At 40.5% G+C, this 23,904-nt stretch carries 37 protein-coding genes; 36 read left to right on the forward strand and 1 reads right to left on the reverse strand.

Annotation, left to right across the window (positions count from 1 at the left end):
* The first annotated feature begins 6 nt into the window (after nt 1-6).
* The 27 genes from rplV to KFE17_13440 all read left to right on the forward strand — a co-directional run bounded on the left by rplV (nt 7) and on the right by KFE17_13440 (nt 14,893).
* On the forward strand, nt 7-393 hold the full coding sequence (gene rplV / locus KFE17_13310) for a 50S ribosomal protein L22 (protein QUO31786.1): 387 nt from the start codon (nt 7-9) through the stop codon (nt 391-393).
* A gap of 11 nt (nt 394-404) precedes the next feature.
* The gene (rpsC, locus tag KFE17_13315; GenBank protein QUO31787.1) at nt 405-1,061 is read left to right on the forward strand and encodes a 30S ribosomal protein S3; all 657 of its coding nucleotides are present in this window, start codon (nt 405-407) and stop codon (nt 1,059-1,061) included.
* Nucleotides 1,061-1,498 (forward strand): 50S ribosomal protein L16, encoded by a 438-nt coding sequence (rplP, locus tag KFE17_13320; protein QUO31788.1) that lies wholly within the window; start codon nt 1,061-1,063, stop codon nt 1,496-1,498. Before rpsC ends, rplP begins: the two co-directional genes overlap by 1 nt.
* Nucleotides 1,494-1,691 (forward strand): 50S ribosomal protein L29, encoded by a 198-nt coding sequence (rpmC, locus tag KFE17_13325; GenBank protein QUO33720.1) that lies wholly within the window; start codon nt 1,494-1,496, stop codon nt 1,689-1,691. Before rplP ends, rpmC begins: the two co-directional genes overlap by 5 nt.
* A 32-nt stretch (nt 1,692-1,723) precedes the next feature.
* A complete protein-coding gene (rpsQ, locus tag KFE17_13330; GenBank protein ID QUO31789.1) occupies nt 1,724-1,978 on the forward strand; it encodes a 30S ribosomal protein S17 in 255 nt (84 codons plus the stop codon).
* A gap of 20 nt (nt 1,979-1,998) precedes the next feature.
* Nucleotides 1,999-2,367: a 50S ribosomal protein L14 gene (gene rplN, locus KFE17_13335; protein ID QUO31790.1), complete on the forward strand. Its 369-nt coding sequence runs from the start codon at nt 1,999-2,001 to the stop codon at nt 2,365-2,367.
* Between the two features lie 13 nt (nt 2,368-2,380).
* Entirely contained in the window at nt 2,381-2,692 is a 312-nt protein-coding gene (gene rplX / locus KFE17_13340; GenBank protein QUO31791.1) for a 50S ribosomal protein L24, read from the forward strand.
* Nucleotides 2,693-2,715: 23 nt separating this feature from the next.
* Nucleotides 2,716-3,255: a 50S ribosomal protein L5 gene (gene rplE / locus KFE17_13345; GenBank protein QUO31792.1), complete on the forward strand. Its 540-nt coding sequence runs from the start codon at nt 2,716-2,718 to the stop codon at nt 3,253-3,255.
* A 16-nt stretch (nt 3,256-3,271) separates the two neighbouring features.
* Nucleotides 3,272-3,457, forward strand: a complete 186-nt coding sequence (locus tag KFE17_13350; protein ID QUO31793.1) for a type Z 30S ribosomal protein S14 — start codon at nt 3,272-3,274, stop codon at nt 3,455-3,457.
* A gap of 108 nt (nt 3,458-3,565) precedes the next feature.
* On the forward strand, nt 3,566-3,967 hold the full coding sequence (rpsH, locus tag KFE17_13355) for a 30S ribosomal protein S8 (GenBank protein QUO31794.1): 402 nt from the start codon (nt 3,566-3,568) through the stop codon (nt 3,965-3,967).
* A gap of 60 nt (nt 3,968-4,027) precedes the next feature.
* A complete protein-coding gene (gene rplF, locus KFE17_13360; GenBank protein QUO31795.1) occupies nt 4,028-4,570 on the forward strand; it encodes a 50S ribosomal protein L6 in 543 nt (180 codons plus the stop codon).
* Between the two features lie 17 nt (nt 4,571-4,587).
* Nucleotides 4,588-4,956 (forward strand): 50S ribosomal protein L18, encoded by a 369-nt coding sequence (gene rplR / locus KFE17_13365; GenBank protein ID QUO31796.1) that lies wholly within the window; start codon nt 4,588-4,590, stop codon nt 4,954-4,956.
* Between the two features lie 12 nt (nt 4,957-4,968).
* Nucleotides 4,969-5,478, forward strand: coding sequence for a 30S ribosomal protein S5 (rpsE, locus tag KFE17_13370; protein QUO31797.1), 510 nt, complete (start codon nt 4,969-4,971; stop codon nt 5,476-5,478).
* A 16-nt stretch (nt 5,479-5,494) separates the two neighbouring features.
* Nucleotides 5,495-5,674: a 50S ribosomal protein L30 gene (gene rpmD, locus KFE17_13375; GenBank protein ID QUO31798.1), complete on the forward strand. Its 180-nt coding sequence runs from the start codon at nt 5,495-5,497 to the stop codon at nt 5,672-5,674.
* Nucleotides 5,675-5,696: 22 nt separating this feature from the next.
* The gene (gene rplO, locus KFE17_13380) at nt 5,697-6,137 is read left to right on the forward strand and encodes a 50S ribosomal protein L15 (protein ID QUO31799.1); all 441 of its coding nucleotides are present in this window, start codon (nt 5,697-5,699) and stop codon (nt 6,135-6,137) included.
* Nucleotides 6,137-7,453 carry a preprotein translocase subunit SecY gene (gene secY, locus KFE17_13385; protein ID QUO31800.1) on the forward strand — a complete coding sequence of 439 codons (1,317 nt, stop codon included), beginning with the start codon at nt 6,137-6,139 and terminating at the stop codon, nt 7,451-7,453. The genes rplO and secY overlap by 1 nt, the downstream gene beginning before the upstream one ends.
* 75 nt (nt 7,454-7,528) lie before the next feature.
* Nucleotides 7,529-8,173: an adenylate kinase gene (locus KFE17_13390; protein QUO31801.1), complete on the forward strand. Its 645-nt coding sequence runs from the start codon at nt 7,529-7,531 to the stop codon at nt 8,171-8,173.
* Nucleotides 8,174-8,237: 64 nt separating this feature from the next.
* On the forward strand, nt 8,238-8,519 hold the full coding sequence (locus KFE17_13395; GenBank protein ID QUO31802.1) for a KOW domain-containing RNA-binding protein: 282 nt from the start codon (nt 8,238-8,240) through the stop codon (nt 8,517-8,519).
* The gene (infA, locus tag KFE17_13400) at nt 8,506-8,724 is read left to right on the forward strand and encodes a translation initiation factor IF-1 (GenBank protein QUO31803.1); all 219 of its coding nucleotides are present in this window, start codon (nt 8,506-8,508) and stop codon (nt 8,722-8,724) included. The genes KFE17_13395 and infA overlap by 14 nt, the downstream gene beginning before the upstream one ends.
* A 112-nt stretch (nt 8,725-8,836) precedes the next feature.
* Complete coding sequence (gene rpmJ / locus KFE17_13405; GenBank protein ID QUO31804.1) at nt 8,837-8,950, forward strand: 50S ribosomal protein L36; 114 nt, start codon at nt 8,837-8,839, stop codon at nt 8,948-8,950.
* A 384-nt stretch (nt 8,951-9,334) separates the two neighbouring features.
* Nucleotides 9,335-9,703, forward strand: a complete 369-nt coding sequence (gene rpsM / locus KFE17_13410; protein ID QUO31805.1) for a 30S ribosomal protein S13 — start codon at nt 9,335-9,337, stop codon at nt 9,701-9,703.
* 98 nt (nt 9,704-9,801) lie between these two features.
* Nucleotides 9,802-10,197: a 30S ribosomal protein S11 gene (rpsK, locus tag KFE17_13415; protein QUO31806.1), complete on the forward strand. Its 396-nt coding sequence runs from the start codon at nt 9,802-9,804 to the stop codon at nt 10,195-10,197.
* A 20-nt stretch (nt 10,198-10,217) separates the two neighbouring features.
* Entirely contained in the window at nt 10,218-10,811 is a 594-nt protein-coding gene (rpsD, locus tag KFE17_13420; protein QUO31807.1) for a 30S ribosomal protein S4, read from the forward strand.
* Nucleotides 10,812-10,873: 62 nt separating this feature from the next.
* Nucleotides 10,874-11,833: a DNA-directed RNA polymerase subunit alpha gene (locus KFE17_13425; GenBank protein QUO31808.1), complete on the forward strand. Its 960-nt coding sequence runs from the start codon at nt 10,874-10,876 to the stop codon at nt 11,831-11,833.
* Between the two features lie 96 nt (nt 11,834-11,929).
* Nucleotides 11,930-12,454: a 50S ribosomal protein L17 gene (locus tag KFE17_13430; GenBank protein QUO31809.1), complete on the forward strand. Its 525-nt coding sequence runs from the start codon at nt 11,930-11,932 to the stop codon at nt 12,452-12,454.
* 176 nt (nt 12,455-12,630) lie between these two features.
* Nucleotides 12,631-13,680 (forward strand): 16S rRNA (cytosine(1402)-N(4))-methyltransferase RsmH, encoded by a 1,050-nt coding sequence (gene rsmH, locus KFE17_13435; protein ID QUO31810.1) that lies wholly within the window; start codon nt 12,631-12,633, stop codon nt 13,678-13,680.
* Nucleotides 13,681-13,771: 91 nt separating this feature from the next.
* Nucleotides 13,772-14,893 carry an aldo/keto reductase gene (locus KFE17_13440; GenBank protein QUO31811.1) on the forward strand — a complete coding sequence of 374 codons (1,122 nt, stop codon included), beginning with the start codon at nt 13,772-13,774 and terminating at the stop codon, nt 14,891-14,893.
* On the opposite strand, the gene truA is transcribed toward KFE17_13440, so the two are convergent.
* The gene (gene truA, locus KFE17_13445; GenBank protein QUO31812.1) at nt 14,890-15,663 is read right to left on the reverse strand and encodes a tRNA pseudouridine(38-40) synthase TruA; all 774 of its coding nucleotides are present in this window, start codon (nt 15,661-15,663) and stop codon (nt 14,890-14,892) included. The two genes, KFE17_13440 and truA, sit on opposite strands and share 4 nt — an antisense overlap.
* Nucleotides 15,664-15,793: 130 nt before the next feature.
* Here truA and KFE17_13450 point away from each other — a divergent pair, with 130 nt between their 5' ends.
* The 9 genes from KFE17_13450 (at nt 15,794) to KFE17_13490 (ending at nt 23,781) form a co-directional block, all read left to right on the forward strand.
* The gene (locus KFE17_13450) at nt 15,794-16,555 is read left to right on the forward strand and encodes a TSUP family transporter (protein ID QUO31813.1); all 762 of its coding nucleotides are present in this window, start codon (nt 15,794-15,796) and stop codon (nt 16,553-16,555) included.
* Nucleotides 16,556-16,564: 9 nt separating this feature from the next.
* On the forward strand, nt 16,565-16,993 hold the full coding sequence (locus KFE17_13455) for a gamma-glutamylcyclotransferase (protein ID QUO31814.1): 429 nt from the start codon (nt 16,565-16,567) through the stop codon (nt 16,991-16,993).
* Between the two features lie 20 nt (nt 16,994-17,013).
* Nucleotides 17,014-17,955 (forward strand): magnesium transporter CorA family protein, encoded by a 942-nt coding sequence (locus tag KFE17_13460; GenBank protein ID QUO31815.1) that lies wholly within the window; start codon nt 17,014-17,016, stop codon nt 17,953-17,955.
* A gap of 106 nt (nt 17,956-18,061) precedes the next feature.
* Nucleotides 18,062-18,982: a serine acetyltransferase gene (locus KFE17_13465; GenBank protein QUO31816.1), complete on the forward strand. Its 921-nt coding sequence runs from the start codon at nt 18,062-18,064 to the stop codon at nt 18,980-18,982.
* Between the two features lie 15 nt (nt 18,983-18,997).
* Entirely contained in the window at nt 18,998-20,629 is a 1,632-nt protein-coding gene (locus tag KFE17_13470) for a Na/Pi cotransporter family protein (protein ID QUO31817.1), read from the forward strand.
* Nucleotides 20,630-20,716: 87 nt separating this feature from the next.
* Nucleotides 20,717-21,217: a GNAT family N-acetyltransferase gene (locus tag KFE17_13475; protein ID QUO33721.1), complete on the forward strand. Its 501-nt coding sequence runs from the start codon at nt 20,717-20,719 to the stop codon at nt 21,215-21,217.
* A gap of 317 nt (nt 21,218-21,534) precedes the next feature.
* Nucleotides 21,535-22,329, forward strand: coding sequence for a transporter substrate-binding domain-containing protein (locus KFE17_13480; GenBank protein QUO31818.1), 795 nt, complete (start codon nt 21,535-21,537; stop codon nt 22,327-22,329).
* Between the two features lie 77 nt (nt 22,330-22,406).
* A complete protein-coding gene (locus tag KFE17_13485; GenBank protein ID QUO33722.1) occupies nt 22,407-23,048 on the forward strand; it encodes an amino acid ABC transporter permease in 642 nt (213 codons plus the stop codon).
* The gene (locus KFE17_13490; GenBank protein ID QUO31819.1) at nt 23,038-23,781 is read left to right on the forward strand and encodes an amino acid ABC transporter ATP-binding protein; all 744 of its coding nucleotides are present in this window, start codon (nt 23,038-23,040) and stop codon (nt 23,779-23,781) included. The genes KFE17_13485 and KFE17_13490 overlap by 11 nt, the downstream gene beginning before the upstream one ends.
* Nucleotides 23,782-23,904: the final 123 nt, after the last annotated feature.

Below are 23,904 nucleotides of genomic sequence, written 5' to 3' on the forward strand. Positions count from 1 at the left end.
TCATCCATGGCTAAAGGACATAGATCCCAAATCAAGAGAGAGAGAAATGCTCAGAAAGACAACAGACCATCAGCTAAGTTATCTTACGCAAGAGTATCTGTTCAGAAAGCATGTTTCGTATTGGATGCCATCAGAGGTAAGGATGTAACAACAGCACTTGGTATTTTAACATACAACCCAAGATATGCTTCAAGTATTATAAAGAAATTATTAGAATCAGCAATCGCTAATGCTGAAAACAATAACGGTATGAACGCTGAGAACCTTTATATTGAAGAATGCTATGCAAATAAAGGACCAACAATGAAGAGAATCAGACCGAGAGCACAGGGCAGAGCTTACAGAATCGAAAAGAGAATGAGCCACATTACACTTGTGCTGAATGAAAGATAAGGAGGGCAATCATGGGACAGAAAGTTAATCCTCATGGCTTAAGAGTCGGTGTTATTAAAGACTGGGACTCTAAATGGTATGCAGAAGCTGATTTTGCAGACTGCTTAGTAGAGGACCACAAGATCAGAACATTTCTTAAGAAGAAATTATACAGTGCTGGAGTTTCTAAAATCGAAATCGAAAGAGCTTCTGACCGTGTAAAAATCATTATCTACACAGCTAAACCAGGTGTAGTAATTGGTAAAGGCGGTTCTGAGATTGAGAAAGTAAAAGCAGAACTTCAGAAATTTACAGATAAAAAACTTATTGTTGATATTAAAGAAATCAAGAGACCAGACAAAGATGCTCAGTTAGTAGCTGAGAACATTGCATTACAGTTAGAGAACCGTATCTCTTTCAGACGTGCTATGAAATCTTGTATGTCAAGAACAATGAAAGCCGGAGCACTTGGTGTTAAAACAGCAGTTTCCGGACGTCTTGGCGGAGCTGATATGGCTCGTACAGAGTTCTACAGCGAAGGAACAATTCCGCTTCAGACATTAAGAGCAGATATTGATTATGGCTTCGCAGAAGCTGACACAACTTACGGAAAAGTAGGTGTGAAAGTTTGGATCTACAAAGGCGAAGTTCTTCCAACAAAGGCAACTAAGGAAGGGAGCGATAAATAATGTTAATGCCAAAAAGAGTAAAACGTCGTAAACAGTTCCGTGGCTCTATGAAAGGTAAAGCCTTAAGAGGAAATACGATTTCAAATGGTGAATATGGTATCGTTGCAACGGAGCCATGCTGGATTCGTTCAAACCAGATCGAAGCTGCCCGTATCGCTATGACACGTTACATCAAACGTGGTGGTAAAGTTTGGATCAAAATATTCCCAGATAAACCAGTAACTACAAAACCAGCTGAGACTCGTATGGGTTCCGGTAAAGGAACATTAGAATACTGGGTAGCTGTTGTAAAACCGGGCCGTGTAATGTTCGAGATTTCAGGAGTTCCGGAAGAAGTAGCTAGAGAAGCTCTTCGTCTTGCAACACACAAGTTACCTTGTAAATGTAAAATAGTTTCTCGCGCAGACTTAGAAGGCGGTGATAACAGTGAAAATTAAGACATTTGTAGAAGATTTAAAGACAAAATCAGCTGCAGAATTAAATGAAGAATTAGTAGCTGCTAAAAAGGAACTTTTCAACTTAAGATTCCAGAACGCAACAAATCAGTTAGATAACACAAGCAGAATCAAAGAAGTTAGAAGAAATATTGCCAGAATTCAGACAGCAATCACTGAAAACGCTGGTAAATAATTATTGAACAAGTCCGGAAAGGAGTGACAGTTGTGGAAAGAAACCTTAGAAAAACTCGTGTTGGTAAGGTTATCAGCAACAAGATGGATAAAACAATCGTAGTTGCAGTTGAGAACCATGTAAAACATCCTCTTTACAACAAAATCGTGAAGAGAACATACAAATTAAAAGCACATGATGAGAACAACGAATGCAACATTGGTGATAAAGTAAAAGTTATGGAGACAAGACCGTTATCAAAAGATAAGAGATGGAGACTTGTCGAAGTTATGGAAAAAGTTAAATAATTGAAGGAGGTTTACCTGCAATGATTCAGCAAGAAAGTAGACTGAAAGTAGCAGACAATACAGGAGCAAAAGAACTTCTTTGCATCCGCGTATTAGGTGGCTCTACTAGAAGATATGCTAATATCGGCGACGTTATCGTTGCTTCTGTTAAAGATGCAACACCAGGCGGCGTTGTTAAAAAAGGTGATGTAGTGAAAGCTGTTGTTGTTCGTACAGTAAAGAGCACACGTCGTAAAGATGGTTCTTACATCCGTTTCGATGAAAACGCAGCTGTAATTATTAAAGATGACAAAAACCCAAGAGGAACTCGTATTTTTGGACCAGTAGCAAGAGAACTTCGTGAGAAACAGTTCATGAAGATCGTATCTCTGGCTCCGGAAGTATTATAGGGAGGTGCCGAGGATGTCAACTATGAAAATTAAAAAAGGTGATTTAGTTAAAGTAATCGCCGGAAAAGATAAAGACAAAGAAGGAAAAGTTATTTCCGTAAATCCTAAAAACCGCACAGTGCTTGTTGAAGGAATCAACATGCTGACAAAGCACACAAAACCAAGTGCTGCTAATCAGAACGGCGGAATCATTCATCAGGAAGGCCCGATTGATATTTCAAACGTAATGTACATTCACAAAGGAACAGCTACAAGAGTAGGTTTCAAAATGGATGGAGACAAAAAAGTTCGTTTTGCAAAATCAACAGGCGAAGTAATTGATTAATTTTAGGAAGGAGGTACAGGGCGTTGAGTAGACTGAAAGAACAGTATCAGAACGAGATCATTGATGCAATGATCAAGAAATTTGGATATAAAAATATCATGGAAGTGCCGAAACTCGATAAAGTTGTTATCAACATGGGTGTAGGTGAAGCAAAAGACAATGCTAAGCTTTTAGACGCAGCTATCGCTGATATGGAAAAAATTTCCGGACAGAAAGCTGTCGTTACAAGAGCTAAGAATTCCGTAGCGAACTTCAAAATCAGAGAAGGTATGCCGATCGGATGTAAAGTTACTTTAAGAGGAGAAAAAATGTATGAGTTCGTTGATCGTTTAGTGAACCTTGCATTACCTCGTGTACGTGACTTCCGCGGTGTTAACCCGAACGCATTTGATGGAAGAGGTAACTATGCTCTTGGAATCAAAGAACAGCTGATTTTCCCTGAAATCGAATACGATAAAGTAGATAAAGTGAGAGGTATGGACGTAATTTTTGTTACAACAGCAAAAACTGACGAAGAAGCTCGTGAACTTTTAAGACAGTTTAACATGCCATTTGCGAAATAATTAAGGAGGGAAATTCATGGCAAAGACAGCAATGAAATTAAAACAGCAGCGCAAACAGAAATTCTCTACTAGAGAATACAACCGCTGCAGAATTTGTGGTCGTCCACATGCATATTTAAGAAAATACGGAATTTGCAGAGTTTGCTTCCGTGAATTAGCATACAAGGGAGAAATCCCGGGCGTAAGAAAAGCCAGCTGGTAGGCAGTAGGATATCCGTAGCAGCGCCGCCGGGCTTTTCGGCCAGGGCGGCATCTGAAGGATGTTTATAAAAGAAACAAATCAATAATATTTTTAAGGAGGCAACTTCAAATGACTATGAGTGATCCAATCGCAGATATGCTTACAAGAATCCGTAACGCAAATACTGCAAAACATGATACAGTAGATGTTCCGGCATCAAAAATGAAACTTGCTATTGCAAATATTCTTTTAGACGAAGGATATATTACAAAATATGACCTTATTGAAGATGGAGTGTTCAAAACAATCCATATCACATTAAAATACGGTGCAGATAAAAACGAAAAAGTTATTTCTGGACTGAAGAGAATCTCAAAACCAGGTCTTCGTGTATACGCTGGTAAAGATGAGCTTCCGAGAGTTCTTGGTGGACTTGGAACAGCTATCATCTCTACAAACCAGGGTGTGATCACAGATAAAGAAGCCAGAGCAAAAGGTGTAGGCGGAGAAGTTCTTTGCTTTATTTGGTAGTAACTGAAAACAGAGCGGATATCATATCCGTTCCGAGAATTTAAGTAGGAGGTAAAGGCAATGTCACGTATAGGAAGACTGCCGGTAGCTATTCCAGCAGGTGTAACTGTTGAAATCGCTGAGAATAACAAAGTGACTGTAACAGGTCCTAAAGGAACTCTTGTAAGAGAGCTTCCAGTTGAAATGGAAATCAAAAAAGAAGACGATGCAATCGTTGTAACAAGACCAAACGATTTAAAGAAAATGAAATCTTTACATGGTTTAACAAGAACTCTGATCAATAACATGGTTGTTGGTGTAACAAACGGTTACGAAAAAGTTCTTGAAGTAAACGGTGTAGGTTACAGAGCATCTAAATCAGGAAATAAATTAACACTGAACCTCGGATACTCTCATCCAGTTGAAATGATCGATCCGGAAGGCATTGAAAGTGTTGTTGAAGGACAGAACAAAATCACAGTTAAAGGTATCGATAAAGAAAAAGTTGGACAGTACGCAGCTGAAATCAGAGATAAGAGAAGACCTGAACCGTACAAAGGAAAAGGTATTAAATATGCTGATGAAGTTATCAGACGTAAAGTTGGTAAGACTGGTAAGAAATAATTAAGGAGAGTGCGAAAATGGTTAGTAAAAAATCAAGAACAGAAGTTCGTGTAAATAAACATAGAAAATTACGTAATCGTTTCAGCGGAACTGCTGAGAGACCGCGTTTAGCTGTGTTCAGAAGCAATAATCATATGTATGCTCAGATCATTGACGATACAGTAGGAAACACTCTGGTTTCTGCTTCCACTCTTCAGAAAGATGTGAAAGCTGAGCTTGAGAAAACAAACAATGTTGAAGCAGCAGCATACCTTGGAACAGTTATCGCTAAAAAAGCAATCGAAAAAGGTATTGAAGAAGTCGTATTTGACAGAGGCGGATTCATTTACCACGGTAAAGTAAAAGCATTAGCAGACGCAGCTAGAGAAGCTGGATTAAAATTCTAGGAGGAAAGACACATGAGACAGAATCGTATTGATGCTAGTTCATTAGAATTAACAGAAAAAGTAGTATCAATTAAACGTGTAACCAAAGTTGTTAAAGGTGGTCGTAACTTCAGATTCACAGCTTTAGTAGTTGTTGGTGATGGAAATGGCCATGTTGGTGCAGGTTTAGGAAAAGCAACAGAAATTCCGGAAGCTATCCGCAAAGGAAAAGAAGACGCTATGAAAAAATTAGTGACTGTTGCTTTAGATGAAAACGAAAGTATTACACATGACTTATATGGTAAATTCGGAAGCGCTTCCGTGTTACTGAAGAAAGCACCGGAAGGTACTGGAGTTATCGCAGGTGGTCCTGCGCGTGCGGTAATCGAGATGGCTGGAATTAAGAACATCCGTACAAAATCTCTTGGTTCAAACAACAAACAGAACGTAGTTCTTGCTACGATTGCTGGTTTAAGCCAGGTAAAAACTCCGGAAGCAGTTGCTAAACTTCGTGGCAAATCTGTAGAAGAGATTTTAGGCTAAGGAAGGAGAGCATAAAATGGCAAATTTAAAAGTAACATTAGTGAAATCTACTATCGGTGCTGTACCGAAGCACAAAAGAACAGTAGAAGCTTTAGGTTTAAAGAAACTTAACAAAACTGTTATTTTACCAGATAACGCCGCAACAAGAGGTATGGTAAAACAGGTTGAATATCTTGTAAAAGTTGAAGAGGTATAATAATAGATAAGGAGGTGTCACAATGGACTTATCAAACTTAAGACCAGCTGATGGTTCAAAACAGAACGATAATTTCAGAAGAGGCCGTGGACACGGTTCAGGAAACGGTAAGACTGCAGGTAAAGGTCATAAAGGTCAGAAAGCTCGTTCAGGAGCACCGAGACCAGGCTTTGAAGGTGGTCAGATGCCGTTATACAGAAGATTGCCAAAGAGAGGTTTCACTTGCAGAAACTCTAAGACAATCGTAGGTATCAATGTTAGCGCATTAGAGGTATTCGAAAATGATGCAGTAGTAACTGTAGATACATTGATCGAGGCAGGAATTGTTAAAAACCCAAGAGATGGTGTGAAGATTCTTGGCAACGGTGAATTAACTAAAAAACTTACAGTACAGGTTAATGCATTCAGTGAAGGCGCAAAAGCTAAAATTGAAGGACTTGGTGGAAAAGCAGAGGTGATCTAATGCTTAAGACATTCCGAAAAGCATTTCAAATTGAGGATATTCGTAAGAAAATCATCTATACATTTTTAATGTTGATCGTAGTGCGAATCGGATCACAGCTTCCGACTCCGGGAGTAGATCCAACTTACATTCAGAACTTCTTTGCAAACCAGACTGGTGAAGCGTTTAATTTCTTTAACGCCTTCACCGGTGGTTCTTTTGAGAGAATGTCTGTATTTGCGTTAAGCATTACACCGTATATCACTTCTTCTATCATTATGCAGCTGCTCACAATTGCAATTCCAAAACTTGAAGAAATGCAGAAAGAGGGCGCTGACGGAAGAAAGAAGATTGCAACAATTACCCGTTATGTGACGGTTGTTCTTGCGCTGATCCAGTCTACTGCAATGGCTGTTGGATTTGGACGTCAGGGACTTCTGGTAGAATATAATTTTGTAAATGCTGCAGTTGTTGTAATTGCTTTAACAGCCGGTTCCGCATTCTTGATGTGGATTGGTGAGCGGATCACAGAAAAGGGTGTCGGCAATGGTATTTCAATCGTGTTGCTGATTAATATTCTTTCTCGTGTTCCAAGTGATCTCACAAGATTGTATGAACAGTTTATGAAAGGCAAAAGCCTTGCAAAAGCTGGACTTGCAGGTGTGATCATTCTTGCGATTATTATTTTCCTTGTTGTATTTGTTATTATTTTACAGGATGGGGAAAGAAGAATCGCGGTTCAGTATTCTCAGAAGATTCAGGGAAGAAAAAGCTTTGGCGGTCGTTCCTCAAATATTCCGCTGAAAGTTAATACAGCTGGTGTTATTCCGGTTATTTTCGCATCATCACTGATGCAGACACCGATTATCATTGCATCTTTCTTAGGAAAGGGTAATGGAACAGGTATCGGAAGTGAGATTTTACGCGGACTTAATTCCGAGAACTGGTGTAATCCGGATCAGCTGAAATATTCCTGGGGACTTCTGGTTTACATCCTTTTAACTGTATTTTTTGCATATTTCTATACTTCTATTACATTTAATCCATTAGAAATCGCAAATAATATGAAAAAGAGCGGTGGATTTATTCCGGGTATCCGTCCGGGTAAACCAACAGTCGATTACCTGACAAAGATTTTAAACAAGATTATCTTTATCGGTGTATGCGGACTGATTCTTGTTCAGATCGTACCATTTTTCTTTAATGGTGTGTTTAATGCCAGTGTTTCATTTGGCGGTACTTCACTCATCATTATTGTAGGTGTCGTTCTGGAGACAATTAAACAAATTGAATCACAGATGCTTGTGCGTAACTATAAAGGATTTTTGAACAATTAATATTTAGCTCGCGGGTTTTTCTTGGAAATTATTCAGAGAAATCTCGCGGGTTAAAACGCTATAAGGAGATTTTTTATGAAAATAATTATGTTAGGTGCTCCTGGAGCTGGTAAAGGAACTCAGGCAAAAAAAATATCAGAGAAATATCAGATTCCTCATATTTCTACAGGTGACATTTTCCGCGCGAATATTAAAGAGGGAACAGAGCTCGGAAAACAGGCCAAGACTTACATGGATCAGGGACTTCTTGTTCCGGATGAACTGACAGTAAATCTTGTAATCGATCGTGTTGAGCATGATGACTGCAAAAATGGTTATGTGCTCGATGGTTTTCCAAGAACAATCCCACAGGCAGAAGCTCTCGACAAAGCGCTGAGTGGATTGGGAGAACATTTAGACTATGCACTTAATGTAGATGTTCCGGATGAGAATATCGTAAAACGTATGGCAGGAAGAAGAGCCTGCATCTCCTGTGGGGCTACATATCATGTTGTTTATGCAGCGCCAAAAACAGAAGGAATCTGTGATGTATGCGGCAGCGAGCTCGTACTTCGCGATGATGATAAGCCAGAGACGGTAACAAAACGTCTTGGGGTGTATCATGAACAGACAAAACCTCTGATCGACTATTATGCTGAAGAAGGCATTCTGAAAACGATCGATGGAACACAGAACCTTGAAGCTGTATTTGATGATATCAAAAGAATTTTAGGTGAATAGGGATGCCAATCACAAATAAGTCCGGTGATCCGGTGTTCCTTACTTTGCCAAAAGAGGATAAAATATGATTGACATGAGAACGGGAATGCTTGTAAAATCAAAAGCGGGACATGATAAAGATCAGATATATCTCATATGGAAAGAAGAGGGCGCATATATTTATGTCGTTGACGGCGTACATAGAATGATCGATAAGCCGAAAAAGAAGCGAAAGATACATGTTCAGCCTATTTGCAGATATTATGAGATATCCGAAGCAGACAATGTAAAAATCAAAAAAATAATAAAAGATTATGTTCAGGAACGTAAGACCGGACACAAGGAGGAAGAGTATGTCAAAGAGTGACGTGATTGAAATTGAAGGAGTTGTAATTGAAAAACTGCCAAGCGCAATGTTCAGAGTAGAACTTGAGAACGGACATCAGGTGCTGGCTCATATCAGTGGGAAACTCCGTATGAACTTTATTAAAATCTTACCTGGAGATAAAGTAACATTGGAGCTGTCTCCGTATGATTTGTCAAAAGGAAGAATTATCTGGAGAGATAAATAAAACTATTGACTTTTCAGGGATAAAGGTGCTATAATAATTAGCGTACGCTTGCGGAGTTTTCTTCGCAAGTTATTGAAATGTAGGCAGGCACTTAGGGAAAGGAGGATTTGACGTGAAGGTTAGATCATCAGTTAAACCGATTTGCGAAAAATGCAAAATCATCAAGAGAAAAGGAAGCATCAGAGTAATCTGTGAGAATCCTAAGCACAAACAGCGTCAGGGTTAATTATTGACTATGTTTGTATCCCGCACTTAAAAAAAGAGTGCAACATTTTCATTAGGCGGCTGTAGCAGATGACACACACGGTCGTGTGGAACTGCTATTAAAATATACAAGGACGCACCAGAGTCTTCTACAGGCACATTGGTGTAAGGATCGGGTGTCACATACCATATTCGATCCCTGGTATATTGCTTATAATACCGGCTCGTCATTACCGTAAGGTGGCCGGAAAGGCTGCGCGGTCGCGCGGCTGGGAGTGAAAAATTTTTCTTACTCCCCAATTTGAGACAATATTAATAAGAGCAGTCATCACACACACATTTCAGGCTTTGGCGACAAGGAGCTGTGTGAGCGGACTGACAGAATTCAAAATGGAGGAATTTTACAATGGCTCGTATTGCTGGTGTAGACTTACCAAGAGACAAACGTGTAGAAATCGGACTTACTTATATTTATGGAATCGGAAGAGTAAGTGCGAACCGTATTTTAACAGAGGCTGGTGTAAATCCAGATACTCGTGTAAGAGACTTAACAGATGATGAAGTTAAGAAAATCAGTGCTGTAATCGATGAAACACAGATGGTAGAAGGTGATCTTCGTAGAGAAATCGCTTTAAACATCAAGAGATTACAGGAGATTGGATGCTACAGAGGTATCCGTCATAGAAAAGGACTTCCTGTTCGTGGACAGAAGACAAAAACAAATGCCAGAACAAGAAAAGGTCCGAAGAGAACTGTTGCTAACAAGAAAAAATAATAAAGCAACTGCATTCGGTTTGGACGGGCTGCATGATGCAGCTTAAAGATTTAGAAACGAAGAAATTATATCATATAGGAAAGTGTAGGTTAGTTTAAATGGCTAAAAAAGTTACAAAAAAAGTGACAAAAAAACGTGTCAAGAAAAACGTTGAACGCGGACAGGCACATATCCAGTCATCTTTCAATAATACAATCGTTACATTGACAGATGCACAGGGAAATGCTTTATCATGGGCAAGTGCCGGTGGTCTTGGATTTAGAGGTTCAAGGAAATCTACTCCATATGCTGCACAGATGGCAGCTGAAACAGCAGCTAAAGCAGCATTAGTTCATGGTCTGAAATCAGTAGACGTTATGGTAAAAGGACCGGGTTCAGGAAGAGAAGCAGCAATCCGTGCATTACAGGCATGCGGTATTGATGTAACAAGTATCAAAGATGTAACTCCGGTACCACATAATGGTTGCCGTCCACCAAAACGCAGAAGAGTCTAATTTTAGGAGGATAGAAGAACATGGCAGTAAATAGAGTTCCGGTTCTTAAAAGATGCCGTTCATTAGGAATGGACCCAATCTACTTAGGAATTGATAAAAAATCTAACAGACAGTTAAAAAGAGCAAATAGAAAAATGAGCGAGTATGGTCTCCAGTTACGCGAGAAACAGAAAGCGAAATTCATCTACGGCGTATTAGAAAAACCTTTCCGTAACTACTTCAAGAAAGCTCAGCGCATGAGTGGTATGACTGGTGAAAACCTTATGGTTCTTCTTGAGTCAAGATTAGATAACGTTGTATTCCGTCTTGGATTTGCAAGAACAAGACGTGAAGCTCGTCAGATCGTTGACCACAAACACGTTTTAGTTAACGGAAAACAGGTAAACATCCCGTCTTACCTTGTAAAAGCCGGAGATACAATTGAAATCAAAGAAAAATGCAAAGGTTCTCAGAGATACAAAGACATCCTGGAAGTAACAGGCGGAAGATTAGTTCCGGAATGGTTAGATGTTGATGCTGAAAACTTAAAAGGTGCAGTAAAAGAACTTCCACACCGTGAAGCAATTGATGTACCGGTTGACGAAATGTTAATCGTCGAGTTATATTCTAAATAGGCCATAAGGTTTAAATAGAAGGAACCCTCAACATTTTATTAACCCATAAGGAGGGCTTTGTAGTGTTTGATTTTAATAAACCAAATATCGAAATTACTGAGATTTCAGAAGATAAAAAATATGGCAGATTTGTTGTAGAGCCGCTCGAAAGAGGTTACGGTACTACACTTGGAAACTCCCTGAGAAGAATTATGCTTTCTTCTCTTCCGGGAGCTGCTATCAGTCAGGTAAAGATTGAAGGTGTACTTCACGAATTCAGCTCAATTCCGGGCGTAAAAGAAGACGTGACAGAGATCATCATGAATCTCAAGACTTTAGCTATCAAAAATTCTTCAGAAACAGATGAACCAAAGACTGCTTATATTGACTTCGAAGGCGAAGGTGTAGTAACAGCTGCAGATATTCAGGCAGATCCTGATATCGAAATTATGAATCCGGACACAGTGATCGCAACTTTGAACGGAGGCGTAGACAGCAAATTATACATGGAACTGACGATTACAAAAGGCAGAGGTTATGTAAGTGCAGAGAAGAATAAACGAGAAGACCTTCCAATTGGTGTCATTCCGATTGATTCTATCTACACACCGGTAGAACGTGTAAACCTGACAGTTCAGAATACGCGTGTCGGACAGATTACTGACTACGATAAACTGACACTTGATGTTTATACAAATGGAACACTTGTGCCGGATGAAGCAGTCAGTCTTGCAGCGAAGGTACTTAACGAACATCTGAAACTCTTCATCGATCTTTCAGAAGTTGCTCAGGCAGCAGAAGTTATGATTGAGAAAGAGGACGATGAGAAAGAAAAAGTCCTTGAGATGAGCATTGATGAACTTGAACTTTCCGTTCGTTCATACAACTGCCTGAAACGTGCAGGTATCAATACGGTAGAAGAACTTACAAACAGAACTCCGGAGGATATGATGAAAGTTCGTAACCTCGGACGTAAGTCTCTTGAAGAAGTACTTGCGAAATTAAAAGAGCTCGGATTAGAATTAAATCCGGGAGAAGAATAATTCTGGCTAGTAAGCCCGAAGACGCATAACCAGACGGCAGATGCAGTAAGCCCGAAGACGCATGTATTTGCTGCATATTATTGGAGGAAAATTACAATGGCAAATTATAGAAAACTTGGAAGAACATCCAGTCAGAGAAAAGCACTGATCAGATCTCAGGTTACAGCTTTATTAGCTAACGGCAAGATCGTTACAACAGAGGCAAAAGCAAAAGAAATCAGAAAAGTTGCAGAAGGTCTGATTGCTTTAGCAGTAAAAGAAAAAGATAACTACGAAGAAGTTACTGTAAAAGCTAAAGTTGCCAGAAAAGACAAAGATGGTAAGAGAGTAAAAGAAGTTGTAGACGGAAAGAAAGTAACTGTATACGACGAAGTTGAAAAAACAATCAAAAAAGATAAACCATCAAGACTTCATGCAAGACGTGAAATGTTAAAAGTTCTTTACCCAGTGAAAGAAGTTCCAGCTGGAAAGAAAAAAGCAGAAGAAGTTGATTTAGTTGCAAAACTGTTCGACGAAATCGCACCAAAATATGAAAACCGTAAAGGTGGATACACAAGAATCATCAAGATCGGTCTTCGTAAAGGTGATGCTGCAATGGAAGTTCTTATGGAATTAGTATAAGAATATTTAAGAGCCTAACCCTTGTAAATAAAGGGCATAGGCTCTTTTTCTTTGCTCTGTGATACTGCTTATCGTGTGTGTTAGGTTTTCTGATGGTATATTGTAGTGTTTTATGATATTATTCATGTATAAATAGAACAGGAAACAAAGAACTTCAAAACGGAAAGGGAAGGAATATGGAACAGGAACAAAAGCATAAAAGACGCGTACGGTATAAAGGAACACATCCTCGCAGTTATAAAGAAAAATATAAAGAATTGCAGCCGGAAAAATATCCGGAAATGGTAAAGCACATTATTGATAAAGGCGGAACTCCGGCAGGAATGCATATTTCAATCTGTGTAAAAGAAATTCTGGATTTTCTGCAGATTCAACCGGGACAAAAAGGCTTGGATGCAACACTTGGTTATGGAGGACATACGTTGGAGATGATGAAATGTCTGAAGGGCGAAGGGCATATGTATGCATTAGATATCGATCCGATTGAGTCAGTGAAAACGAAAGAACGCTTAGAAAGTCTTGGTTATGGACCGGAGATTCTGACAATTCGCAATATTAATTTTGCAGATGCAGATCAGGTGGCGGCAGAGGCAGGAAAATTTGACTTTGTACTGGCAGATCTTGGAGTATCCTCGATGCAGATTGATAATCCGGACAGGGGTTTTTCTTATAAGATTGAAGGACCGTTAGATCTTCGCCTAAATCCGCAGAAAGGAATTTCAGCGGCAGAAAGATTGAATTCGGTTTCAGAAGAAGAACTGGTGGGAATGTTGATTGAGAATTCCGATGAACCGTATGCGGCAGAGATTGCAGCCAAAGTAATGCGAAAGAGAAAACAGGGAATCCGTATTGCGACGACAACGATGCTGCAGGAAACGATTGAAGAGGCGCTTTGCTTTCTTCCGGAAGCAGAGCGAAAAGAAGCGGTAAAGAAATCCTGCCAAAGAACGTTTCAGGCGCTGCGGATTGATGTAAACAGCGAGTATGAGGTATTATATACGTTTATGGAAAAATTGCCGGAAATTCTTGCACCGGGCGGAAGGGCAGCCATTTTGACGTTCCATTCCGGAGAAGACAGGATTGTTAAAAAAGCCTTTAAGGAATTTAAGCGACAAGGAATTTACAGTGATGTGGCAGAAGATGTGATTCGTCCGTCAAAGGAAGAGTGTATTATGAACAGCCGTGCCCGCTCTACAAAAATGCGTTGGGCAATCCGCGCAGAATAGATATGAAGAGTGCTTCAAAGAAATCTCATTTCGTGATACAATAAAAGAAATCTATTGAATGCGATAAATACATGACAAAGGAGACAGCAATATGGAAAAAAGGGAATTTGAAAAATTAGGGGTGGAAACGTCTTTGCTTGGATTTGGATGTATGCGTTTTCCAATGACAGAAGAGGGAAAGATTGATGAGCAGGAAGCAGAAAAGATGATCGACTGTGCTATTGCAGGCGGCGTGAATTATATTGATACGGCATACCCGTACCATAATGGGGACAGCGAGCCTTTTGTGGGACGTGTACTTGATAAATATAATCGTGCAGATTATTACCTGGCAACAAAACTTCCAATCTGGAAACTTGAGACACTGGAAGATGCAAAGCATATCTTTGAAGAGCAGCTGGAAAGACTGCATAAAGATTATGTGGATTTTTATTTATTGCATGCGCTTGACAAAGCACGTTTTCAGAAGGTAGTAGATCTTGGAATCATTCCATATCTTGAAGAGATGTGTGCGAAAGGAAAGATTAGATATATTGGATTTTCTTTCCATGACGATTATGAAGTATTTGAGGAGATTCTGAATTACTATCATTGGGATTTCTGCCAAATTCAGTTTAATTATATGGATACAGAAGAACAGGCAGGATTAAAAGGCTATCATCTGGCAGAGGAAAAAGGAATCCCGGTTGTTATTATGGAGCCGATCAAAGGAGGTATGCTTGCATCGCTTCCGTCACAGGCAGAAGGTCCGTTAAAGGCGATGGCGCCGGAAGAGAGCGTAGCTTCATGGGCGCTTAGGTTTGTGGGAACATTTTCCAATGTCAAAGTTATTTTAAGCGGTATGAGCACTATGGAGCAGGTGGAAGACAATCTGCATGTATTCCAGAACTTTCATCCGCTGTCAGAAGAAGAGCAGAAGCTAATTGAGGATACGGCAAACGGACTGAAAGCAAGAGTAAAGAATGGCTGTACAGGATGCGCTTACTGTATGCCTTGCCCGGCAGGGGTAAATATTCCGGCAAACTTTAAGCTGTGGAATGAACATGCAATCTACGAAAACACATCCCAGATCAAAAAGCGATGGGAAGGCTGGGAAGAGGAATCCAGGGCAGATCACTGTGTCAAATGCGGCAAATGTGAGACGGTATGTCCACAGAAGATCTCCATTCGGGAAGACCTGGCAAAAGTTGCAGCGGAAATGAAAGCACTTTAGTGATTCATTTGCAGAGTGCTTTCAGGATATTCGACTGTTTCTAAAAAGAGTCCCTGTGGAGGAGCGGTAATTCCCGCATCTTTCCGGTCGCAGGAGGAAAGAATCTGTGCTGCGGCAGTTTGAGGAAGTGTGCCCCGCCCAATATCTACAAGGGTTCCACAGATAATGCGTACCATATTATAAAGAAATCCATTTCCGCGGATACGAATTTGAATCTCGCGTTCCAACTCGATGATATCAAGTGAGTAGATTTCCCGGACAGTGGATTTCTTTGTTTTTTTCAAAGAAGAAAATCCTCTAAAATCATGAACACCGATCAGCACGGAAGCTGCCTGACGCATGGCAGAAAGGTTTAATGTTTCCGGAAACTGCCAGGTATATTTGCGATCGAAAACAGAAGGGCAATCCGGCTTTGCAATACGGTACAGATAAGTCTTGGCAGAGGCGCTTAGGCGGCTGTGAAATCGTTCAGGAACGTCTTCTACGGAATATACAAAAATATCCTTTGGAAGATAGGAAGACAGATATGTGCGAATTTCCTGACAGGATCTGCAGCAGTTAGTATGAAAGTTAGCAGTTTGTCCGAGAGAATGAACACCGGCATCTGTTCGCCCGGAACCAATAACAGAAATTTCTTCTCCGGTCATTTTGGAGAGTACCTCTTCCAGCTTTCCCTGAATTGTGTTTGTGTTAGTATCATTTCCGAGACGCTGCCATCCATAATAGCGGGTTCCATCGTATTCTAGTATCATCTTTATATTTCGTTTCATTGGTTGTTCTCCATTCTTTTAAATTTTTATGCAATTTTCTCATGAAAAATATTATAATTATCTTAACATAGCCCCCCATTCAATGCTATACTAAAAAAGAATGTGAATGAAAGTTGAGGAGGAAAGAAATATGGAGTTACAGGGACTGCTGATTGTGTGTCCACTAGTCTTTCTTGCAGGCTTTGTGGATGCGATTGCAGGAGGTGGGGGGATTATTTCGCTTCCAGCCTATCTATTTGCAGGGATTCCGCCCCACATGGCGCTTGGAACAAATAAACTCTCGTCTACTAGCGGAACATTGATTTCAACAATCAGGTATATGAAAAACGGTTATTTGAAAGGAATCGGTCTGCTGGCTGCCTTAGCTGCTGTGGCAGCAATAGCCGGAAGCGCAGCGGGTTCCAGGATTGCATTGTTTGTTCCGGAGAAGATTATTGAGAACCTGATGCTGATTGTACTGCCGGTAGTAGCATTTTTTGTATTGAGAAATAAATCATTTTCAGAGGAGAAGGAGGCACAACCGCTTCCGGGAAAGAAAAGAATCTTTTTGACGCTTGCAGCAGCGTTTGGGATTGGAATGTATGACGGGTTGTACGGACCTGGAACCGGAACCTTTCTGCTGCTTGTTTTGACAGGAATTACCCATCTTTCTATGAAACAGGCAAGTGCTGCTACGAAGATCATTAATTTGTCAAGCAATGTATCGGCGCTGATTACATTTCTTATCAGCGGAGCAGTGGATTATCGACTTGGAATTGCCGGAGCTGTTTGTTGTATTGCCGGACATTATGTGGGTGCGGGAATGGTTGTCAAGGATGGAACAAAGATTGTAAAACCGGTCGTGATATTTGTGCTTGCGGCTTTATTTATAAAAGTAATACTAGGAAAGTAGGGGTAAGTTATGGAAAAGCTATTTACATATGGAACATTCCAACATCCGTATGTGCAGGAAAAGATTCTTGGAAGGGTGATACAGGGACGAAAAGGTATCTTGGAGAATTTTGCGGTAAACTGTGCATTGGAATATTATGATCTTACCGAATGTGAGGGCAGCAGTGTAAGCGGAATGGTGCTTGATCTGACGGAAGAGGAGCTTGATCGGGCAGATATTTGGGAAAATGTACCGCTGTATACGAGACGACATTTTCCGGTCCGCACAGAACAGGGCCTGGAAGAGGCTACTGTTTATATGATGACAGAGCGCCCGAAAGAATTTCGCAAACTGGAAATCAGTGGAACATACTCCTGTGTTTCCGAAGAAAATCTGAGAAAAGAGATTGATGCATGTGTAGATGCGCATCCGGAACTTCAGACGCATAAACGGGAATAAAAACAGGGGGAAGAGTGGTCATGGTAGGAATTTATAAGACAGAACATGGTGTTATGCACGCTCTGGAAAAACCGGAAGATGGTACATGGATACAGCTTACGAGTCCGACACTGGATGAATGTCGGGAAGTGGCAGCAGAATTCGAGATTGATATTCTTGATCTTAGAACAGCGCTTGATGATGAGGAGAGTGCCCGTGTCAGTATTGAAGACGGATATACACTCATCCTTGTAGATATTCCGTCAAGAGAAGTACGACATGGAAGGGAAGCGTACACAACAATCCCTCTTGGTATTATTTTGACAGAATCGGTAATCATTACTGTCTGCGCGGAAGAAAATGCGGTGCTGGATTATTTTACAGATCATCGCCTGAAAGATTTCAGTACAAAGAAACGTATGCGCTTTGTATATCAGCTGTTGTATCGCTGTTGTATGTATTATCAGAGTTATCTGAGAGTCATTAACCGCAGAAGAACGGAAATCGAGGCAAGCATTCATAAGAACACAGAAGATTCTGATCTCATCGATCTTCATGAATTAGAGTCAAACCTTGTATATTTTGCAACATCTTTGCGGAAGAATGGAGTTGTATTAAACAGACTGACAAGATATGAACGGATTAAGCAGTATCCGGAGGACAGTGAACTTTTGGAAGATGTGATTGTCGAGAATACGCAGGCGATTGAAATGACACAGATTTACAGAGATATTATCAGTGGTACAAAGGAATTGCTGTCAACGGTCATTAATAATCGTTTGAATAATGTAATGAAATATTTAGCTTCGATTACGATTGTAATGGCGATTCCGACAATTATTTCCGGGCTGTACGGGATGAATGTTGAGGCAAGCGGGATGCCTCTTTCACAGAATCCATATGGATTTGGAATTATTTGTCTCATGACGCTTGTGATCTGCTGCGTGACAGTAGTGATCTTAAAGAAGCGAAAGATGATGTAATCACTTTATATGGACACGCTCATATTGTGAAGAAATTTCATACTATTTATAAAGAGATAGAGTTTTATGACAGTCTTTAGCAGAAAAAACAAATAGGAGGGATCAGATGCAGGGAATCGGTGAAAGTATAGCAGGAGCTGCCAGGGAGATCTGCAAGAATTACGAAGAAGAAGAACTGTTTCGGCCGAAGCCGGGGAAGAAGATGCCGGAACGGGCAGTGATTATTGAATTTATCCGGGAATTGAAGAAGATTATATTTCCTGGATATTTCGGGAAAGATGCAGCGCTGGACGGAGATGTAAATTGTTATATCGGCTACAGGATCAGTCACCTGTATTGTATGTTAAAGGAGCAGGTTGCGATTGCAATGGCCTATTTTAGAGAAATAGAGGCATGTGAGGCTGAACGGGATGAGGAGGCAGATAAGATCTGCCAGAGATTTTTTGAGGAATTGCCGAAGCTTCAAAGAACACTTTTGACAGATATTCAGGCAGGGTTTGACGGAGATCCGGCAGCTAAGAGTAAAGAAGAGATCATTTATTCCTATCCGGGATTATTTGCGATTTATGTATATCGGGTTGCCCATGTACTTTATCAGGAAGAAGTACCGTTTCTTCCACGCATTATGTCAGAATATGCTCATGGAAGAACCGGAATTGATATTAATCCGGGCGCATCGATTGGAGAATATTTTTTTATTGACCATGGTACAGGAGTGGTAATTGGAGAGACAACAGAGATTGGGCAAAATGTAAAACTCTATCAGGGTGTTACACTCGGAGCGCTTTCTACGAGAGACGGTCAGCAGCTTGCAGGAGTAAAGCGGCATCCGACAATTGAAAATAATGTAACGATTTATTCAAACTCAACGGTACTTGGCGGAGAGACTGTGATTGGAGAAAATACAATCATTGGCGGAAATACGTTCATTACAACATCGATTCCGCCGAATACGAAAGTGAGTGCGAAAAGTCCGGAACTTGTAATTAAAAGTCCGAAAAGAAATGCAAAGGATTGGGAGATTTAAAAAAAGGAGATACAAATGAGTATTAGTATTTTATTTGGCCTGCTTGGCGGGTTGGCATTATTTTTATATGGAATGCAGATGATGAGTACGAATTTGGAAGCAGTTGCCGGAAGCCGTATGAAAGGGCTTTTGGAGAAACTTTCGTCGAACCGTCTGCTGGGAGTTATCGTGGGGGCGGTAATCACTGCATTGATTCAATCGTCATCCGGTACAACAGTTATGGTAGTTGGATTTGTAAATTCCGGATTGATGACGCTTCGCCAGGCTGTCTGGATTATTATGGGTGCCAATATCGGTACAACGATTACCGGGCAGCTCGTAGCGCTTGATATTGGCGTATTTATGCCGTTTGTGGCATTTATTGGTGTAGCAGTGCTGATGTTTTCAAAAGATAAAAAAGTGCAGAGCATTGCAAGTATTGTTGCCGGACTTGGAATTTTGTTTATGGGGCTGGATGCCATGAGTGCAGCGATGGAACCTTTGAGAGATTTACCGGAATTTATTAATCTGATTACGAAGTTTTCCAATCCACTTCTTGGCATTATGGCAGGTGCTCTGTTTACAGCAGCGATCCAGTCTTCTGCGGCATCTGTAGGTATTCTTCAGGCGCTTGCGGTAAGCGGTGTAATCGGACTTGACAGCGCGGTATTTGTACTTTTTGGACAAAATATCGGTACTTGTATTACAGCAGTTCTGGCATCTATCGGTGCGAATCGTAATGCAAAGCGTACAACTGTGATCCATTTACTGTTTAATGTGATTGGAACGACAATATTTGTAGTCATTGCATTAGTCACACCATTTGTGCCGTGGATAGAGTCATTGACACCTACGAATCCGGCAGGCCAGATTGCAAATGTACATACCGTGTTTAATATTGTAACAACATTGTTGTTACTCCCGTTTGGAGAGTATCTTGCGAAAGCAGCAGAGATGATTCTTCCGGAGCGCGCCGGTATGCACAGTGGTTCCCGCCAGTGGTATCGTGCGATCGGAAAACCGGGACGAGCTCTTGGTTCCTCTGCGATTGCTGTACAGAATCTTCTTGAGCAGACAGGGCATATGATGGATGCAGCTCGTGAAAATGTAAATGCGGCATTTGAAATGTTTTTGACAGGCGAGACAAGTGATATGCAGGATATCGAGGACAGAGAAGAACAGATCGACCTTTATAACGTAGAGATTTCTGAACGTATTTCAGATATTCTTGCGGTGGAGCAGTCGGTAAGTGAAATAGAACAAGTGAACTGCATTTTCAATATTATCGGGAACATCGAACGAATCGGCGATCACGCAGTCAACCTCGCAGAGTATGCCCAGACAATGAAAGAAAAGGGATATGAATTGTCTAAAAAAGGAAGAAAAGAAGTAGAACGGATGCAGGAAAACTGCCGCGAAGGATTAGGTGCATTAAGGTTTGAGCAATTTGATGCGTGCAAGGAGATACTTGATGCGGCAATACGGTTTGAGCAGCAGACGGATGAAGAATCTGCGGACTACAGAAGCAGACAGATTCGCCGTATCGGAAAGAAAGAATGCAGTATGGAGAGTGCGATACTGTATTCGGAATTACTTGTGGATTATGAACGAATTGGGGATCACGCATTGAATATTGCACAGAATTTTGCAAAGATTCAGGACGTATAATAAAGTTTTGAAGTGTTTTATTGTAATTTGAAGCGCTTTCTTGTAAACAGAAATGAAAAAGGATAAATGAAAGAAAAGGAATTGATTATGGGAGAAAGAAAAGCAGTCATAAGAAATGCAAGACCGGAAGAATGGGAATTGCTGGCGGATATTGAAGCAGAGTGTTTTCCGCCGGCGGAGGCAGCAACGAGAGAATCCATTGAAAAACGTATGCGATTGTTTCCGGAAAATTTCTGGGTGGCAGAATCAGAAGGCGTCATACTTGGATTTATCAATGGAGGAGCAACTGATCAACCAGAACTTCCGGATGCGTTCTATCACGAAGAAGAAAAGCTTCATGTGCCGGATGGAGCTTATCAGACAGTGTTTGGTCTGAATGTGCGTCCTCAGTATCGAAGACAGGGGATTGCCAGACAGTTGGTAATGCAGATGATAGAAGCATCAAGACAGAGAGGAAAGAAAGGCGTTATTCTGACATGCAAGGAGCATTTAATTCCCTTTTATTCTTCCTGTGGTTTTGTAAATCATGGAGTATCAGAGTCCGTACACGGAGGAGCAGTCTGGTATGATATGAAATGCATTTTCTGATTTTTATAAAGAGAAATATATATAGACAGCAATGGAAGATACGTTTTTAGAAATGCTTGGAGTGGGTAATCAGAGATGATCCCACTCCAATGCTGTGTCAGGGGGAATTTTAGGCACCAGCGGGAGAAGAAATACAAAGAAAATGTATAATTATATACAAATATCTTGGAAACTAAATAGAAATAGTGTTAATTTGCATAAATATACAAAAATATTAATAAAAATACTTGCATTTGCAAAATTAAGTGCTATAATAAGAAACATCAGAACACAAGAAACAATAAATAAGATTGATTGATAAGAAGGGAAGAGAGATTATGAAAAATTGGAAGAAAGTTACAGCAGGAATTTTAACAGTAATGATGGCAGCTTCACTTGCTGCATGCGGAGGCACAAAAGAAGCGAAAACAATTGCAGGGAAAGAAGATCTGAAGGGTGCTGTTATCGGAGTACAGTTAGGAACAACAGGCGATCTTGAAGCATCAAAAGAAGAGTACGGTGCAAAAGAAGTACAGCGTTTCAGTAAAGGAAGCGAGGCAATTCAGGCATTAAAGACAGGACAGATTGACTGTGTGATTATTGATTCACAGCCGGCTAAGAATTTTGTAGAAAAGAATGACGATCTGAAGATCCTTGATGAAGAATTTGTGAATGAAGAGTATGCAGCATGTTTGAAAAAAGGAAATACAGAACTTCTTGAGAAAATGAATAATGCTTTGGAAGAACTGGAATCAGAGGGAACGATTGACGAGATTATGTCTAATTACATCGGTGAAAATGCCAAAAAAACTCCATACGAATCGCCGGCAGATGCAGACTACTCTAATGGAAAATTGATTATGGCAACCAATGCTGAATTTGATCCATATGAGTACCATGAAGGCGATAAGATTGTTGGAATTGACATAGACATTGCACAGGCAATCTGCGACAAGCTTGGATATGAATTACAGGTTGATGATATGGAATTTGATTCTATTCTTCCGGCAGTACAATCCGGAAAGGCTGATTTTGGAATGGCAGGTATGACTGTAACAGAAGAGCGTGAAAAAAATGCCGATTTTACATCTACATATGCAAATGCAAGTCAGGTAATTATCGTTAAGAAGTAAGAAAGCAAGCGGGTGACAAAGTGAGTTTGATTAATAAGATAGCAGATGGATTTTATTCTAATTTTATAGCCGGAGATATGTATCAATGGCTTTTAGATGGTTTGAAAAATACACTGCTCATTACAATCTTTGCAGTAATCCTCGGAATTATTATCGGATTTTTTGTAGCGATTGTGCGGGCGAGCCATGACAAATCAGGATCTTTTAAGATTCTTAACAGATTGTTTGTAATTTATATTACAGTCATCCGGGGTACACCGGTTATGATTCAGCTTTTGTTTATGAATTTTGTTATTTTCGCAAGTGTGTCTATGAATAAGATTCTGGTAGGGGCACTGGCATTTGGAATTAATTCCGGCGCCTATGTGGCAGAGACAGTGAGATCCGGTATTATGGCAGTGGACAATGGACAGTTTGAGGCGGGCAGAAGCCTGGGATTAAATTATCGTCAGACAATGCGTCTCATTATTATACCACAGGCATTTAAAAATGTATTGCCGGCGCTTGTAAATGAGTTTATTGCGTTGATGAAAGAGACTTCAATCATTGGATATATTGGAATGCAGGATCTGACAAAGGGCGCTATGATGATTCAGAGCCGTACATTCGATGCGTTCTGGCCGTTATTGGCAGCAGCGGCAATTTATCTCGTACTTGTTATGGCGTTGACAGCATGTATGAACAAACTGGAAAAGAGGTTGCGTACAAATGAGCGATAAGAAGAATGTGTTAATTGAAGTAAAAAATTTACAGAAGCAGTTTGGCGATAATAAGGTGTTGGACGGTATTTCTACAGATATTTGTCAGGGAGAAGTTGTGGCAATCATCGGACCGTCCGGTTCAGGAAAATCTACCTTTCTCAGATCATTAAATCTTCTGGAAGTACCAACAGGTGGACAGATTTTATTTGAAGGAACAGATATTACTGATCCGAAAGTGGACATTAACCGTCACCGCCAGAAAATCGGAATGGTATTCCAACAGTTCAATCTCTTCCCGCATAAGAGTGTGAAAGAGAATATTATGCTGGCTCCGGTAACACTTGGGCTTTTAACAAAAGAAGAGGCGTCAGAGAAAGCGGATGAACTGCTGGCAAGAGTAGGACTTCCGGACAAGGCGGATTCCTATCCGGATCGTCTTTCCGGCGGGCAGAAACAGCGTATTGCTATTGCAAGAGCGCTTGCGATGAATCCGGATGTGATGCTTTTTGATGAACCAACATCCGCACTTGACCCGGAGATGGTAGGAGAAGTGTTAAATATTATGAAAGAGCTGGCGGCAGATGGCATGACCATGGTTGTTGTTACACATGAGATGGGATTTGCAAGAGAAGTTGCAACGCGGGTTATTTTCATTGATGAAGGTAAGATCCAGGAAGAGAATACTCCGGAAGAGTTTTTTGCTCATCCGAAAAATGCAAGACTTCAGGATTTTTTATCCAAAGTGCTATAGTGATTTTTTGTGCCGGATATGATATGATGGTACAAGGTGAGGACAGTGATTTTCACTGTCCTTTTTGAATTTGCAGAAAGGAAGAGCTGATCGGCACAGCATGCAGACAGCGAAAGAGTTGAG

The organism is Faecalicatena sp. Marseille-Q4148 (assembly GCA_018228665.1).
Lineage (GTDB): Bacteria > Bacillota > Clostridia > Lachnospirales > Lachnospiraceae > UBA9414.

Coding starts and splice junctions, on each gene's coding strand:
- rplP (QUO31788.1), top strand. CDS start 1,061: ATGTTAATGCCAAAAAGAGTAAAACGTCGTAAACAGTTCCGTGGCTCT.
- truA (QUO31812.1), bottom strand. CDS start 15,663: ATGAAACGAAATATAAAGATGATACTAGAATACGATGGAACCCGCTAT.
- KFE17_13390 (QUO31801.1), top strand. CDS start 7,529: ATGAAAATAATTATGTTAGGTGCTCCTGGAGCTGGTAAAGGAACTCAG.
- rplO (QUO31799.1), top strand. CDS start 5,697: ATGGACTTATCAAACTTAAGACCAGCTGATGGTTCAAAACAGAACGAT.
- rpsE (QUO31797.1), top strand. CDS start 4,969: ATGAGACAGAATCGTATTGATGCTAGTTCATTAGAATTAACAGAAAAA.
- rpsM (QUO31805.1), top strand. CDS start 9,335: ATGGCTCGTATTGCTGGTGTAGACTTACCAAGAGACAAACGTGTAGAA.
- rsmH (QUO31810.1), top strand. CDS start 12,631: ATGGAACAGGAACAAAAGCATAAAAGACGCGTACGGTATAAAGGAACA.
- rplF (QUO31795.1), top strand. CDS start 4,028: ATGTCACGTATAGGAAGACTGCCGGTAGCTATTCCAGCAGGTGTAACT.
- KFE17_13485 (QUO33722.1), top strand. CDS start 22,407: ATGTATCAATGGCTTTTAGATGGTTTGAAAAATACACTGCTCATTACA.
- rpmD (QUO31798.1), top strand. CDS start 5,495: ATGGCAAATTTAAAAGTAACATTAGTGAAATCTACTATCGGTGCTGTA.
- KFE17_13460 (QUO31815.1), top strand. CDS start 17,014: ATGGTAGGAATTTATAAGACAGAACATGGTGTTATGCACGCTCTGGAA.
- KFE17_13450 (QUO31813.1), top strand. CDS start 15,794: ATGGAGTTACAGGGACTGCTGATTGTGTGTCCACTAGTCTTTCTTGCA.
- KFE17_13440 (QUO31811.1), top strand. CDS start 13,772: ATGGAAAAAAGGGAATTTGAAAAATTAGGGGTGGAAACGTCTTTGCTT.
- rplV (QUO31786.1), top strand. CDS start 7: ATGGCTAAAGGACATAGATCCCAAATCAAGAGAGAGAGAAATGCTCAG.
- KFE17_13430 (QUO31809.1), top strand. CDS start 11,930: ATGGCAAATTATAGAAAACTTGGAAGAACATCCAGTCAGAGAAAAGCA.
- KFE17_13480 (QUO31818.1), top strand. CDS start 21,535: ATGAAAAATTGGAAGAAAGTTACAGCAGGAATTTTAACAGTAATGATG.
- rpsD (QUO31807.1), top strand. CDS start 10,218: ATGGCAGTAAATAGAGTTCCGGTTCTTAAAAGATGCCGTTCATTAGGA.
- KFE17_13455 (QUO31814.1), top strand. CDS start 16,565: ATGGAAAAGCTATTTACATATGGAACATTCCAACATCCGTATGTGCAG.
- KFE17_13470 (QUO31817.1), top strand. CDS start 18,998: ATGAGTATTAGTATTTTATTTGGCCTGCTTGGCGGGTTGGCATTATTT.
- rplR (QUO31796.1), top strand. CDS start 4,588: ATGGTTAGTAAAAAATCAAGAACAGAAGTTCGTGTAAATAAACATAGA.
- rpsK (QUO31806.1), top strand. CDS start 9,802: ATGGCTAAAAAAGTTACAAAAAAAGTGACAAAAAAACGTGTCAAGAAA.
- rpsH (QUO31794.1), top strand. CDS start 3,566: ATGACTATGAGTGATCCAATCGCAGATATGCTTACAAGAATCCGTAAC.
- rplN (QUO31790.1), top strand. CDS start 1,999: ATGATTCAGCAAGAAAGTAGACTGAAAGTAGCAGACAATACAGGAGCA.
- rpsC (QUO31787.1), top strand. CDS start 405: ATGGGACAGAAAGTTAATCCTCATGGCTTAAGAGTCGGTGTTATTAAA.
- secY (QUO31800.1), top strand. CDS start 6,137: ATGCTTAAGACATTCCGAAAAGCATTTCAAATTGAGGATATTCGTAAG.
- infA (QUO31803.1), top strand. CDS start 8,506: ATGTCAAAGAGTGACGTGATTGAAATTGAAGGAGTTGTAATTGAAAAA.
- KFE17_13475 (QUO33721.1), top strand. CDS start 20,717: ATGGGAGAAAGAAAAGCAGTCATAAGAAATGCAAGACCGGAAGAATGG.
- KFE17_13395 (QUO31802.1), top strand. CDS start 8,238: ATGATTGACATGAGAACGGGAATGCTTGTAAAATCAAAAGCGGGACAT.
- KFE17_13465 (QUO31816.1), top strand. CDS start 18,062: ATGCAGGGAATCGGTGAAAGTATAGCAGGAGCTGCCAGGGAGATCTGC.
- KFE17_13490 (QUO31819.1), top strand. CDS start 23,038: ATGAGCGATAAGAAGAATGTGTTAATTGAAGTAAAAAATTTACAGAAG.
- rplX (QUO31791.1), top strand. CDS start 2,381: ATGTCAACTATGAAAATTAAAAAAGGTGATTTAGTTAAAGTAATCGCC.
- KFE17_13350 (QUO31793.1), top strand. CDS start 3,272: ATGGCAAAGACAGCAATGAAATTAAAACAGCAGCGCAAACAGAAATTC.